Annotated in this window: 12 protein-coding genes and 1 pseudogene; 2 read left to right on the top strand and 11 right to left on the bottom strand. The window is 48.5% G+C overall.

From position 1 onward, the window contains the following. Window positions 1-370: 370 nt before the first annotated feature. From argF to cwlD, 9 genes are all read right to left on the bottom strand, one after another. Window positions 371-1,312 carry an ornithine carbamoyltransferase gene (argF, locus tag AWB54_RS14470; RefSeq protein ID WP_061215310.1) on the bottom strand — a complete coding sequence of 314 codons (942 nt, stop codon included), beginning with the start codon at window positions 1,310-1,312 and terminating at the stop codon, window positions 371-373. A gap of 84 nt (window positions 1,313-1,396) precedes the next feature. After that, a complete protein-coding gene (locus AWB54_RS14465) occupies window positions 1,397-2,587 on the bottom strand; it encodes an aspartate aminotransferase family protein (RefSeq protein ID WP_061215309.1) in 1,191 nt (396 codons plus the stop codon). 15 nt (window positions 2,588-2,602) lie between these two features. Further along, entirely contained in the window at window positions 2,603-3,466 is an 864-nt protein-coding gene (argB, locus tag AWB54_RS14460; protein ID WP_061215308.1) for an acetylglutamate kinase, read from the bottom strand. A 141-nt stretch (window positions 3,467-3,607) separates the two neighbouring features. Further along, the gene (gene argJ, locus AWB54_RS14455) at window positions 3,608-4,813 is read right to left on the bottom strand and encodes a bifunctional glutamate N-acetyltransferase/amino-acid acetyltransferase ArgJ (protein ID WP_061215307.1); all 1,206 of its coding nucleotides are present in this window, start codon (window positions 4,811-4,813) and stop codon (window positions 3,608-3,610) included. Between the two features lie 264 nt (window positions 4,814-5,077). After that, the gene (gene argC / locus AWB54_RS14450) at window positions 5,078-6,115 is read right to left on the bottom strand and encodes an N-acetyl-gamma-glutamyl-phosphate reductase (protein ID WP_061215306.1); all 1,038 of its coding nucleotides are present in this window, start codon (window positions 6,113-6,115) and stop codon (window positions 5,078-5,080) included. Window positions 6,116-6,462: 347 nt separating this feature from the next. Continuing rightward, a complete protein-coding gene (gene tsaA / locus AWB54_RS14445) occupies window positions 6,463-7,260 on the bottom strand; it encodes a tRNA (N6-threonylcarbamoyladenosine(37)-N6)-methyltransferase TrmO (protein WP_061215305.1) in 798 nt (265 codons plus the stop codon). A 748-nt stretch (window positions 7,261-8,008) separates the two neighbouring features. Then, window positions 8,009-9,073 carry an AmmeMemoRadiSam system radical SAM enzyme gene (gene amrS / locus AWB54_RS14440; RefSeq protein ID WP_235811200.1) on the bottom strand — a complete coding sequence of 355 codons (1,065 nt, stop codon included), beginning with the start codon at window positions 9,071-9,073 and terminating at the stop codon, window positions 8,009-8,011. Window positions 9,074-9,279: 206 nt separating this feature from the next. Continuing rightward, the gene (gene amrA / locus AWB54_RS14435; protein WP_061215304.1) at window positions 9,280-10,671 is read right to left on the bottom strand and encodes an AmmeMemoRadiSam system protein A; all 1,392 of its coding nucleotides are present in this window, start codon (window positions 10,669-10,671) and stop codon (window positions 9,280-9,282) included. Between the two features lie 65 nt (window positions 10,672-10,736). Further along, window positions 10,737-11,516: an N-acetylmuramoyl-L-alanine amidase CwlD gene (gene cwlD, locus AWB54_RS14430; protein WP_061215303.1), complete on the bottom strand. Its 780-nt coding sequence runs from the start codon at window positions 11,514-11,516 to the stop codon at window positions 10,737-10,739. 94 nt (window positions 11,517-11,610) lie between these two features. Here cwlD and AWB54_RS15510 point away from each other — a divergent pair, with 94 nt between their 5' ends. Beyond that, on the top strand, window positions 11,611-11,787 hold the full coding sequence (locus tag AWB54_RS15510; RefSeq protein ID WP_153014754.1) for a hypothetical protein: 177 nt from the start codon (window positions 11,611-11,613) through the stop codon (window positions 11,785-11,787). 47 nt (window positions 11,788-11,834) lie between these two features. On the opposite strand, the gene rpsI is transcribed toward AWB54_RS15510, so the two are convergent. Next, a complete protein-coding gene (gene rpsI / locus AWB54_RS14425) occupies window positions 11,835-12,227 on the bottom strand; it encodes a 30S ribosomal protein S9 (RefSeq protein ID WP_061215302.1) in 393 nt (130 codons plus the stop codon). Window positions 12,228-12,238: 11 nt separating this feature from the next. Next, window positions 12,239-12,712, bottom strand: a complete 474-nt coding sequence (gene rplM, locus AWB54_RS14420) for a 50S ribosomal protein L13 (protein ID WP_153014753.1) — start codon at window positions 12,710-12,712, stop codon at window positions 12,239-12,241. A gap of 313 nt (window positions 12,713-13,025) precedes the next feature. Between rplM and AWB54_RS15800 the strand changes: the two are divergent. Then, window positions 13,026-13,176 (top strand): annotated as a pseudogene (locus AWB54_RS15800) (IS5/IS1182 family transposase); the annotation flags it as partial.

Below are 13,176 nucleotides of genomic sequence, written 5' to 3'. Positions count from 1 at the left end.
ATTTTTTCAAATCTTATTCCCCCCATAAATCAATAATTATATATATTTTACCATATTAGTATATATAAAGCGCGGCCTCCCAGCTTGCTGGGAGGCCGCGCCGCCGGCGTTTACCGTAAAATGGTAATCGCTAAATGCCTTTATTAATTACTACCTCCAATACATCTATCTTCAAGTCTTTTGTAAAATTCCCCGATGCTTAGAAACAAAATATTATTCATGTTAACCTCCATCTCGCCGCATGCGGTGAAATAGTAATAAAAAAGTATTTTTCATGCTACTCGCCTAACGTCCGGAGCGTATCGCCACCAACTAATCCAACCTCCTGGCTGTTTGAGTCAGCTACAATAAAGAATTTATCAGGTCACCCCTACATAAGCAGGGCCATAATGGCTTTGTGCGCATGCAAACGGTTTTCCGCTTCTTCGAATACCCGCGACTGGGGACCATCCATTACCTCATCGGTAATCTCCTTGCCCCGCTTGGCCGGCAGGCAATGCAGTACAATCGCATCCGGGCGGGCCAGGCTTAAAAGCTTCCGGTTTACCTGGTACTGGAGGAAATGCTGCTCCTTGTCATCGGCCTCTTCTTCCTGCCCCATGCTGGCCCATACATCGGTATAAACCACATCAGCGTCAGTGATGGCCTCCACCGGGTCGCTCAAGACTTGCAGGCGGGCTCCGCTTTCCTGAGCATCCTCCCGGGCCATTTCCATAATGGCCTCCTCCGGCTCGAAACCGCCGGGTGAGGCGATGGCCACATCCATACCAACTTTGGCACCACCGAAAAGCAGGGAATGGGCTACATTATTGCCATCGCCAATAAAGGCGCATTTCAAGCCCTGCAAGGTTCCCTTATTTTCTTTTATAGTCATCAAATCCCCTATCACCTGAGTGGGATGAAGCAAATCGGTCAAGCCATTGATTACGGGAACCGTGGACCATTGGGCCAGTTCCAAAACCTCTTCATGCCCAAAAGTGCGGATCATAATGCCATCGACCATCCGGGTCAGAACCTGGGCGGTATCTTTTATGGTTTCCCCCCGCCCCAGCTGAATATCGCGAGGGCTCAAAAAGAGGGCATGTCCCCCCAATTGATACATTCCTACCTCAAAAGCTACCCGGGTACGGGTAGAGGCCTTCTGAAATATCATGGCCAGGGTTTTACCCGCCAGGTAGGGATGAGCTATAGCGGATTTTTGCATCTTTTTTAATTCGGCGCCTACTTCCAGAATGTAGGCAATCTCTTCCCGGCTGAAGTCGTGAATACTGATAAAATCCCGCCCCCGGAGATTATCTTTTAGTTTTAACATCTTCCCACTCCCATCTATCAGAATTTCCCCACTACAGGGGACAAGCGGACAGTCACTTTCTGTTCAATGCATGCCTGCTCTGCTTCAAGCGCTCCATTCCATTAAGGCCCCTTTAAGAATCCCCATGGCCTGGTTTATCTCCATTTCGCTTACTACCAGCGGGGGTACGAAGCGGAGCACTTTAGGCCCGGCTCCCAGCAGGAGCAAGCCTTTTTCCATACAAATCTCCACCAATTCTCTAACCTCGGTATTGAATTCTATTCCCAGCATCAAACCCCGGCCGCGGACGGCGGTAATGCGAGGGTCACTTATAGAAAGCAAAGCTTCGTAAAGATATTCCGCTATCTTCTCCACTTGAGCCAGAAATTCCTGACTGGCCACGGTATCCACTACCTTACAGGCCAGCGCTGTGGCCAGGGGGTTGCCCCCAAAGGTGGAAGCGTGGTCGCCCGGCGCAAAACCGCCGGCTGCCTTTTCACTGGCCAGCATGGCCCCAATGGGAAATCCCCCGCCCAACCCCTTGGCCAGGGTTACGATATCCGGCTGCACCCCGTAAGCCTGGTAGGCCAGGAGTTTTCCGCTCCGGCCCATCCCGCATTGGACTTCATCAAAAATCAGCAATATACCCTCCCGGTCGCAGATTTCCCGCAAGCCCCGGAGGAAAGATAAATCAGCCGGTTGTATTCCTCCCTCTCCCTGAATGGGCTCCAGCATTATGGCACAAATGCTGTCGTCCAGCAAGGCTTCCACCGTATCCAGTTGGTTGAACTCGGCATAAACAAAGCCCGGAGGAAGGGGGGCAAAGCCTTCCTGGTACTTGGGCTGTCCGGTGGCAGTCAGGGTAGCCAGGGTACGGCCATGAAATGAATTCTTGAAAACGATAATCGTATTTCTTTTTCCTTCTTTTTGACGGTAAAAATACTTGCGGGCCAGCTTTATTGCAGCCTCATTGGCCTCGGCTCCGCTGTTGCAAAAGAAAGCTTTGCCCATCCCTGAAGCCTGCACCAGTTTTTCGGCTAATTCCACCTGCGGCTTTATCCAATAAAGGTTGGACACATGCCATAACTGCTCACTCTGCTCCCGCAGGGTCTGGTTCAAAATATCAGGGCAGTGGCCTAGAAGGCAAACCGCTATACCGCCAACAAAATCCAGGTATTGTTTGCCATTGGCATCCCACAAGTAACAGCCCTTTCCCTTTACCGGCGCAATAGGAAAACGCCCATAGGTATTCATTACATATTCCTGACCTTTATCCATAATATCTTGACTGCTCATGTATATCCTCCTGTTCTACTCGTTGACTACCATGGTTCCAATACCTTCATCGGTAAATACCTCCAGCAATATGGAATGGGGTACCCGCCCATCGATAATATGGGTGCGTCCTACCCCGCCGGTTACCGCCTCTACACAGCACTGCACCTTGGGAACCATTCCCCCGGCTATTATACCCTCTTTTACATAATTTTCCACTTCGCTGACCTTTAAGACGGAGATAAGACTATTGCTGTCGGCCGGATTCATCATGAGCCCGGGCACATCGGTCAGAAGCACCAGCTTGTCGGCTTTCATACTGACAGCAATGGCGGCTGCGACCAGGTCGGCATTAATGTTATAGCTTTGCTGCTCCTCTCCTAAGCCGATAGGAGCAATTACTGGAATATAGCCGTTTTCTATTACTTTTTCTATGAGCTCGGGGTTTACGCACTGAACTTCACCTACAAAACCCATCCTTCCGCTGCCATCGGCGGGACGAGCCTGGATGAGCGCGCCATCCTTGCCGGAGATACCTACCGCCTTTCCCCCGCTGGCATGGATACCGGCTACAATCTCCTTGTTCACCTTGCCCCCCAGTACCATTTCCACTATCTCCATGGTAGCCGCATCGGTAACCCGAAAACCATTTACGAACTCGCTTTTTATCCCCAGGCGGGATAGCATCTGGTTGATTTCCGGCCCGCCGCCATGTACTACAATAGGATGCATACCTACGAATTTCATCAGGACAATATCCTGCATCACTTTCTGTTTCAACTCGCAATCAGTCATGGCGGCTCCGCCGTATTTTATTACCACCCGGCGCCCGTAAAAATCTTTTATGTAGGGTAGGGCCTCAACCAGAATTTCGGCCTTCTCCATCGCGGAAACATACATCTCATAACCTCCTGATAAATGTAAGTGAGGAGTAAGGAGTGAGTGGTCAAGGTTTTTCCCTTCTACTTCTCACTGTTCAAGCACTACTGATAAATGATGTTACTGCAAAAAACTTTTGTTGCATATGGGTTGTGCAAGACCTCAAGTCCGGTAAGCCGCATTTATACGAACATAATCGTAAGAAAGGTCACAGCCCCAGGCGGTAGCCTGCTGCTTTCCCGACTTTAAATCTACTTTTATCAGCACCGGATCCTGTTTAAGCTCCTGGCGCGCCCTCTCTTCATCAAAGAGCAGGCCCATACCATTCTCCGCCATTTTTTCCTGGCCCAGATAGATATCGACCCGCCCGGGGTCAAATTCCGCTCCGGAATAGCCTGCCGCCGCCAGTATCCTTCCCCAATTGGCGTCCTCACCGAAAACCGCCGCCTTGGTCAGGTTGGAAGCGGTGATGGAACGCGCAATCTGCCTGGCACTTTCATAATCCGCGGCATTAACCACCTGTACTTCAATTAAACGGGTAGCGCCTTCCCCATCCCGGGCAATCTTTTTGGCCAGGCTGACGCATAAATAATCCAATGCCTCCTGCAGGAGCAGGTAATCTTCCGAGTCCACTTCATCGATAAGAGGATTCCCCGCCAGAGCGTTGGCCAAAACTACCAGCATATCATTGGTGGAAGTATCCCGGTCCACACTGATCATGTTAAAAGACCGGTCGGCTGCAGTCTTTACCATTTTTTGTAAGCATTTGCTGTCTATGGCAGCATCTGTTGTGATAAAGGCCAGCATTGTTGCCATATTGGGATGTATCATGCCTGAACCTTTAGCAATCCCGCCTATTCTAACCGGATTTCCCTTTATTTCTATTTCTATGGCCAGCTCCTTGCTGGCCAAATCGGTAGTCATTATGGCCTGGGCCGCATTATGGTCACCATCGTAGGAAAGGGCCTCAACGGCTTTCCTAATCCCTTTTTCCACCTTTTCCATGGGCATGAAAACCCCGATGACCCCGGTGGAGCCTACCAGTACATCACTACCCTCGATCCCCAGCAGTTCCCCGGTCAAATCGGCCATCCGCTGGCTGTCCTTAATACCCTGCTCCCCGGTGCAGGCATTGGCATTGCCGCTGTTAGCCACTATGGCCCGGGCGGTGCCATCAGCCAAACAAGCCTTATTGTAGTCAATACAGGCAGCTCTGACTTTATTGCTGGTAAAGACTCCGGCAGCAGTGCAGGGCTCAGTGGAATATATAATGGCGACTTCTTTTTTATCTATTTTCTTTATTCCCGCTTCCGCCCCCTGGGCTAAAAAACCCCTGGGGGCACAGACAGAACCGTTTATAATCTTCATTGCTTCTCCTCCAAAAAATTACAATTATTTATTTTGCTTGTATATTTGACTAGCTTTCACCTTCGCCAACGCTCGCTTTGCATATTTATGCAACCCTATGCAACAAAAAGGGGTTTTTGCTGAAGAGCCAACATTTGTTATTTTTCTAAACAAATGTTGGCTGTCATTGTAAAGTATAGCCGCAGTAAGAAAAAGCTTATCAGCCGAAGTCAGGACAGGTACTGCTATGCTAATTACGCCTCAGACCTTGCCCCTCACCCTGATTTAGGGATGAATCCCCGCCAGTTTCAAACCGCTGTCCTCCTCCAGGCCCAATAAAAGATTCATATTCTGAATGGCCTGCCCCGATGCTCCTTTGACCAGGTTGTCCAGAGCTGATACCAGTATGACATGACGGCTTTTCTCATCTGCATATATCCCGATATCCAGCAGATTGCTGCCGTAAACCCATTTGGTATGGGGCATTACTCCGGCAGGCAGGACTCGGACGAAATTCTCATTCCGGTACTTCTCTTCCAGAACCAGCCTGACCAGGCCGGGGTCGGCCGTAGTTCGCAAACGAGCATATATCGTAGTTAGTATCCCCCGGTTCATGGGAATCAGATGTGGGGTGAAGACCATTTCCACTGTTTTACCGGCAGCCCGGCTCAGTTCCTGGGCGATTTCCGGCCCGTGCCGGTGAGTGCCTACCCCATAGGCCTTTACTCCTTCATTGACCTCGCAGAAATGACTGCTGGCTTTCGGGCTCCTTCCCGCTCCGGATACCCCGCTTTTAGAATCTATCACCAGATTGCTGGGCTCCAACACCCCGGCTTCCAGCAGTGGAACCAGGGGCAAAATGGCTCCGGTGGGAAAACAGCCCGGGTTCGCTATCAAGCTGGCCTGCTTTATTTCTTCCCGGTAAATCTCCGGCAATCCATACACGGCTTCCTCCAGCAGTTCCGGTGCCGGGTGGGTTAATTCGTAGTATTCCTCATAAAGCCCGGCATCCTTCAGGCGGAAATCCGCCCCCAGGTCCACACACTTTACGCCAGCCGGCAAGAGTTCCATAGCAATAGAGACGGAGAGCCCGTGCGGCAAAGCCAGGAATACCAGATCACATTCTTCCTTTAAAAGGTCCCAATTGCTCTCTTCGCAAATCAATTCGGAAAATCCTATCAAATGTGGATAAACTTCATCTATAGGCCGGCCAATATTTTCCGTGGAAAAAATTCTTACCGCTTCCGCCTGCTCATGATGAGCTAGAAGCCTTAATAAATCAGCCGCCGTATAGCCGTCACCCACTATTCCAACTCTAAACAATTTTCACAACCTCCCTGGTATATCGATCACTTTTTGAGCACTGCTCATAATTATACATTCCGATGTATAAATTTGCAATGAAAATTATCCGTTTTTGATTCTTATACAAAATTGTTTTCGTAGAATAGCTGCATAAGCAGGCGTGCACAGTGTTGTCCTGAACATTTTGACACCAGGGCAAAAAACCTTTTTGAGGCATAAGTTATTGCATAAATATACAACCCGGCACTCAATTACCTCTTAAATTTATTAGCAATTATCGTTTCTGAGTGCCGGGCCCATCAAAACCCTATTTTAACTTTTTGCAGTAATATCCTTTTCGTAACCAGAGCAAATGCTGCCAGGGTTTATTCCCAGTATTCTATATGAAAAAGCTCCTGGTCTTCTTTCGATTCTAATCCCTCTAATTCCGCACCCGGCTTGAGCCTGAGCAACAAGGTGGAGTTGCCTCGTTTCCACTCGCTTTCTATCTCCGCCTCTGCCGGTTGGAAGCTGAAACGAGGAGGATTGGCTAAACGTGCTCTGCTAATCCCCTGTACACAATCCACCAGACATAAAGGGCCTCTGACCCTTACAAAAAGATCAGGGGAATTCAGCTTTCCTAGATAGTCTTCCGCTATAATAGCCATTCTAACCGCCAGATGCAGGTAGCTGCATTCTTCCTGGTGGTGGACCAGGGCTCGTTTGCTCAAGATGCCTTGTCGCATTTCCCGGTCCTTCCCTTTTATATAGGAAGTAAGGGGTGAAAATATAGTATCATTCTCAAAATAGGGCTTGATATCAATTACCGGGGTTCCCCCAATGGCATCCAGGCCTTTTAGATACAAGCGACAGCCTTCTACTCTTTCCAGGCGGGCCAAGGATAAGCCAATAGTATTAGGCCTGGTATAAGTCCGTAGAGCAAAAACGCCATATTCAGGCAGTTCGGGGTTTATCCTGACTGGCTTTACTCGCAGAACATCTCGCGGGGCTTTGTGAAACCATGACAAAACCCAGATATGGGAATTCTCTTCAATACCCTTTAATGCTTCCTGATATTCAGGAAATATTTCGATAACTGCCTCTAGTCCTCCCAGGGGCATCTCTTCCGGTTCCTCCGTACTCGAAAGTACTTGTCCCACTGGCCTTAATACTATCTCTTCCATCAATCCTTCCTCCCTCTTTTTCGTATAAAGCTAAACAAATTCTGGCATAATTAATATAACGAGGTGAAATATGTCCCCCGCATCCTTAATAGTGAGCGAAGCGAACATCAGTTGTGCCCGCAGGGTGCTTCTTTAAGCGGTCGGGTTCCTATTAACGAAATTTACGGCGGGTTCTAATCCCCACCTCGTTGCAGCGGTGTGTTGAAACTGCTTCGCAGTTTCTTCCGATGCTTAAAGACTCCGTTAAAGAGCCTTTTTATTAAATAATACCATTTGATGTAACACCTGATACAGTTAAATCATATCCTGTCAGTAGGTCGTTTTGTTTCTTATGCTTGATAGCTGCTGGGCTTACCCGGTGGCTTTCATATATAGGTGGGAAGGGCGTTGCCCTTCCCACTTTTTATTTTACCAACCCCATACCCGCCACCTTAATAGTGATACCCGCAGGGTGGAACATCAGGAGTACCCGCAACCTTAATGGTGACATCCGCAGGATGGAACACCAGGATACCCGAAGGGTGCAGGGTGCAGGGTACAACCCCAATAGTGACGCCCGCAGGGTGAGGTCCACAACCACCAATGGAAATGAAGTGGGGTTAATTAATAGATAATTATAAAAATCAAGTCCTTCAGAAATCAGAAAGTCTATTTTCTAATCAACCCTCATACCAGTAACCAAACAGTAAGGAAAATGGGGGCATCGTAGAACAAGTTTATTTCACAACACTCTCAATAAGTTAACAACTTAAGTGCCTGGCACCATAATGCTGCTGCCGCAGGCTTTACATTTTCCTTCTCTTAACCCCCGGTTCTCTACCTGGTAGATATTTCTCTCGATTAAGAGTTCACCGCAAGTTTGGCAAAAGGTATTATTCTCCTCTTGCAAGACGTTTCCTATATACACAAAATCCAAATCCTCCCGGGCTATCTCCCGGGCCCTTTCCAGGGTGGCCGCCGGGGTGGCTTCCCGGCTGAATTTGAAGGCCGGGTGGTAACGAGAAAGGTGCAGGGGTATCTGCGGGTTCAACCCGGCCAGCCAGCTGGCCAATGCTTTGATCTCTTCAGGCTCATCGTTCTCTCCGGGAATAAGGAGAGTAGTTATTTCTACATGGGTCATCTCCACCGCTCTTTCCACCGTGGCTTTTACCGCCTCTAAACGGCCTTTGCAGTGTTTCCGGTAAAAATCATCATTAAAAGCTTTAACATCTATATTCATGGCATCCACCAGCGGCAGGAGTTCCTCCAGGGGAGCTCTTTCTATATAGCCGTTGGTCACCAGTACGCTTTTCAGCCCTGCTTCCTTTAAGCTATAGGCAGCATCTCTGACATATTCATACCAGATAGTAGGTTCGTTATAGGTAAAAGCAAATCCAATTGAACCATCATCTATGCTTTGCCGGGCAATTTCCGTCAGAAGTAGAGGACTGATTTCCCGGGTAGATGGTTTTTCATGAGCCAGGGAGTAGTTCTGGCAATAAGGACAAAAGAGGTTGCAGCCATAGGTTCCGGCAGAGAGAATCATACTGCCGGGGAAGAAATGATAGAGGGGCTTTTTTTCTATCGGATCCAGGGCCAGGGAGGCCAGCTCAGCATAATTCAGGCTAAAAAGCGTTCCTTCCTTATTGACCCGCACCCGGCATAGGCCACTCTGCCCCTCCTTCAGCATACAATGATGAGGACAGAGCCAGCACTTCACCCTTTGTTCCTCCATTTTCTCATAAAACGATGCCTCAACTTCCGGCATTACTATCACCCTCTTCCATTGTCCGGTGTCAAGGGGACGGTCCTTTTGACACCGCACCCCCTGCACCTTACACCCCCCTGCTCCTCACTTTTCTTACTACTCCCATGGCCCAAGGGCCACAACCACCTATGAAAAGTGAGTTAGTATAATAAGATGTAGTTGGGAATACCCCTTCTAATCACCGGAATCTGACGACCATTCCACCCTCCGATTTCCGTCTTCCGCCCTCCACCCTCAGTCTTCCGCCTTCCGTCTTCCGTCCTCCGTCCTCTTCAATAGTACCTCTTGACTTCAAAACGCTCTATTTCGTATCTTTCCCCGGGTGAAATTCCCGCTTTTTGCAGAGCAATGGACAACTGCTCTTCCACGCTGTCCACCCCTTCCAGATCCGGGAGCAGTAATCCCCGCTTGCGTCCACTGCTGACAATAACCCCGTATTGGTGGGGGTCCAGGTCTTCTATCCGGCAAGCTTCGGCATCACCCAGTATATCCACGGAATAAACCAGATCATCCAATTCATTTTCATCCACCGGCAAAAAGCGTGGATCAGCGGTTCCTGCGCTGATGGCATTTCCGGCAATTTCATCGGCCAGATCTCCATAGGATGGAGCAATGGTGCCGATACATCCCCGCAACTGCCCATTTTTCTTCAGAGATACAAAAGCCCCGGCTCTTTGCTGGCGTAATTCCTCCATTTCCGGAGGCAGTTTGGCTCTTTTCCCCTCTCTGATATAACTTTCCAGGATCATCCGTGCCCACCTGACCGGCGTACTTTCCTCATTACGACTGGTATTAATGCTTTCTTTCCTCTCTTTGACCAATTTTTCTAACCGGCTTGGGGTTGAGGCTTTAGGGCGTAAGCCAGCACAAAGGTAGCCCACTCCAAAGGGGCCTTCGTAACTGAATATCTTGCTTTCATAGATTGAGCCATCCAGGCTACCCAGGGCTATTAGCAGGGAGGCATAACCGCACTCCCCGGCATTGTTCCGCAGTTTTTCCGGCATCTTTATTAAGGCTTCACTATCCCCGGCGCGCAGGATTTGCTGTACCTGTTGATCAAAAACAGCTCCATCCGGGTGGTAGTCATAGGGACCTTCATTTTTCAAACGATGGGACATATCCCCGGAAGCTACTACGGCCAGCTTTTTGCCCTGGGCTAAGGCCGCATCCCGGATAACTACCCCAAAAGTATATAATTCCAACGGGGATAGGAAGCCTACACTTATGGCCAGTATCGGAATCTGGGGCAAGCCAGCCTCCTCCAAATAATGGAGCGGCACCAGTATTCCATGATCCAGGCGCGGGTTCAAGTGATGGAGCCGTAGTGTTTCAGCCGACAAGGTAATAAAACTGATACCGGCTTTCCTGGCCCGGGTTTCGATTTCATCCAGTAAAACCTTATCATTTCTACGGCTTGTCCCCAGTTTACTCCCAAAATTACGGAAATCTCCTTGTAATTCTTCCTCACTCAGGGCACTCAGGCAATCCGCAAAAACATTACCGTGTGGCGTCAAAAATACCAGGGAATCCGGCTTGCTATCCACCAATTCCCGGGCCATCTCCTTCATTCCGCTTACAGTTGCCTTTACATCCTCCAGGCTGCTTCCACCAATAACGGGAATTATCAAGGGGGGGTGGGGGGAGAGGGCTGCATAGCCAATCATAAGAATACCTCCTCGATTCAAGCTTGCTCTTTATTTAAGTATAGCAGAACCCTTATCCTTTCCAACTATTTTGCTATATCTGAACCAGTGACTATCTTTTTATCAGACTTATCCGCCGGCTCCATTTGACTGGCCTGATAATTCACTACACCGGAAAACACAGCATAGGCCACCTTATTTTGATAAGCCGGGTCATTTAGAAGCTTGGCTTCAGTCGGATGGGACAAAAAACCCACCTCCACAATTACCGCCGGCATTTTGGTCTTATCAATAATGTAGTAGCTGCCGGGCTTGGCTTTACGCTTAGTATTACCCAAAATCCGGGTCAATTCGTCCTGAACGCACTCTGCCATTATTTTGCTCTCTTCACTACGCGCATTATAAAAAGTCTGGGCTCCGAACCAGCGGGGTGAGGGATCCGCATTGGTGTGAATACTGATATAAAGGTCAGCCTTGAGCCGGTTGGCTTCGTCGACCCGAGCCTTAAGATCCTGGCGCTTGCGCTCTTTCAGGCTGCCTTTGAATTGCTCTCCCGCCAGATCTTTATCCTCTTCCCGCAACATAACAACTATAGCCCCGGCCTGGCTTAAATGTTGCTGCAGCTTTTTACTTATGGACAGAGTAATGTTCTTTTCCATTAATTCGCCCCGCCAAGCCCCCGGGTCAAAACCCCCATGTCCCGGATCAATTACAATAAGCTGGTTAGCCAGGCTGTAGGACAATACCGGCTCGGCAGGTTGATATTCATTGGCTACCACCCCATAAGAAAGAATTATGAAAAGAAACATAGGTAATAATATGCTGGTCTTTTTTGCCACAAAAATATATGGTTTCCTTATGTACATCTTCTCTTCCCCCTTTTCCGCTCTCCCTTATTTCTTATATATGTTGGGAAGCTTGATTTTATAAATCTGGATTCAGGCAGCAGGACTTATTTGGGTGCTTTCGTTAAAAGCTCAACCCCACGGTCAGGGCAAGCTTTACTATGCCAACTTGAATCTCTGGTATGAAGGGGAATGGAAAGAGGGGAAACGAGAAGGCTTGGGAACCTCCTATTACGAAGACGGAAAACCAGCTTTCGCCGGAGAATGGAAAGGCGGAAAACCTTTGAAATAGAATTTAAAAACCTCCCCTGTCAGGGGAGGTTTTGTTTTTGCAGTATTTTATCGTTTGGAGTACTGAGGAGCCTTTCTGGCCTTGTGCAAACCATATTTTTTCCTTTCTTTCATACGCGGGTCGCGAGTAAGAAAGCCGGATCTCCTCAGCATAGCCTTTATATCCGGATTGGCTTTAAGCAACGCTCGGGCAATGCCCAGTTGAATGGCACCAGCCTGTCCTGATACTCCGCCTCCATTTACCCGGCATATGACATCAAATCGCCCCTGCATGGCGCTTAAAACCAACGGCTGTTGGACGATTAAACGGCTGGTCTGGTTAGGAAAGAAATCTTCAAAACTCCGGTTATTTATTATAATATTACCTTCACCCGGTACCAATCTCACCCGGGCCACGGCTTCTTTTCTTCTGCCTGTTCCCCAGTATTGAACCTTTGCCATCTTGATCCTCCTTACCCTTTAAGCTCTCTTAATTCTGGTTTCTGCGCCTGATGCGGGTGCTCGCTGCCACTGTAAACCTTGAGCTTTTTAATCATGCTCCGGCCCAGGCGATTATGTGGAAGCATACCTTGTACTGCCGCTTCTATAGCCTTTTCGGGTCTTTTCTGCAGCAAAGTCCTGTAGTCCATCTCTCTCAAGCCACCCGGATAACCGGTGTGGTGGCGGAATTTTTTCTGATTGAGCTTATCTCCGGTGAGCTTTATCTTGGCCGCATTTATTACAATAACAAAGTCTCCCGTGTCAACATGCGGGGTAAAGATAGGCTTATGCTTGCCTCTTAATATGGAGGCAACTTCCGAAGATAGCCTGCCCAGCGCCTTGTCGCTCGCATCTATCACATACCATTTACGGTCTACTTCCGCTGGTTTTGCTACATAGGTTTTCAAGTCTTTCCCTCCTGTAAATGCAATAACTCCAGGTTGCATGCTCTATTACTCCGTATCCGTCAACGGGGCGGAAGCCAGATACAGAAATAAAAGACTGCCTTTTAATATTAGCTAAATTTAACTGCCCCTGTCAAGTAAAATGCGCTTTTTCTTCGAAAACATCCTTTTACGGACTTATTTGCTATTGATTAGTACGAAAAGTGAGGAGTAAGGGGTAGGGGTTATAGGGGTTAGGTGTCAAAAGGACCGTCCGAGACTGCTGAAAAAGTCCGATAAAAACATAAAAAGCATACCCGCCTATAGTATAATTAAGTTAGCACAACCAAACAACACTAGAGGGGGAATGCTTTTCATGTTAGTTGAAACCACCGTTAAGCAAGGCAGCTTCTACAACGTATTATACCAAATGATTCCGGATAATCACATACTCAAACGGATAGATTCCGCCATAGATCTCAGCTTTGTCAATGAACTATTGGCAGATAGATATTGCAAAAACTTTG

This window comes from Syntrophomonas wolfei subsp. methylbutyratica (assembly GCF_001570625.1).
Classification (GTDB): domain Bacteria; phylum Bacillota; class Syntrophomonadia; order Syntrophomonadales; family Syntrophomonadaceae; genus Syntrophomonas; species Syntrophomonas methylbutyratica.
The sequence above is the reverse complement of the archived record's forward strand: the minus strand, read 5'-3'. Positions and strand labels throughout refer to the sequence as shown.

What these genes read in the sequence shown, in the direction of transcription:
- argF (WP_061215310.1), bottom strand. Translation starts at nt 1,312, where the DNA reads ATGTTAAAACTAAAAGATAATCTCCGGGGGCGGGATTTTATCAGTATT.
- AWB54_RS14465 (WP_061215309.1), bottom strand. Translation starts at nt 2,587, where the DNA reads ATGAGCAGTCAAGATATTATGGATAAAGGTCAGGAATATGTAATGAAT.
- argB (WP_061215308.1), bottom strand. Translation starts at nt 3,466, where the DNA reads ATGTATGTTTCCGCGATGGAGAAGGCCGAAATTCTGGTTGAGGCCCTA.
- argJ (WP_061215307.1), bottom strand. Translation starts at nt 4,813, where the DNA reads ATGAAGATTATAAACGGTTCTGTCTGTGCCCCCAGGGGTTTTTTAGCC.
- tsaA (WP_061215305.1), bottom strand. Translation starts at nt 7,260, where the DNA reads ATGGAAGAGATAGTATTAAGGCCAGTGGGACAAGTACTTTCGAGTACG.
- amrA (WP_061215304.1), bottom strand. Translation starts at nt 10,671, where the DNA reads ATGATTGGCTATGCAGCCCTCTCCCCCCACCCCCCCTTGATAATTCCC.
- cwlD (WP_061215303.1), bottom strand. Translation starts at nt 11,516, where the DNA reads ATGTACATAAGGAAACCATATATTTTTGTGGCAAAAAAGACCAGCATA.
- rpsI (WP_061215302.1), bottom strand. Translation starts at nt 12,227, where the DNA reads ATGGCAAAGGTTCAATACTGGGGAACAGGCAGAAGAAAAGAAGCCGTG.
- rplM (WP_153014753.1), bottom strand. Translation starts at nt 12,712, where the DNA reads ATGCAACCTGGAGTTATTGCATTTACAGGAGGGAAAGACTTGAAAACC.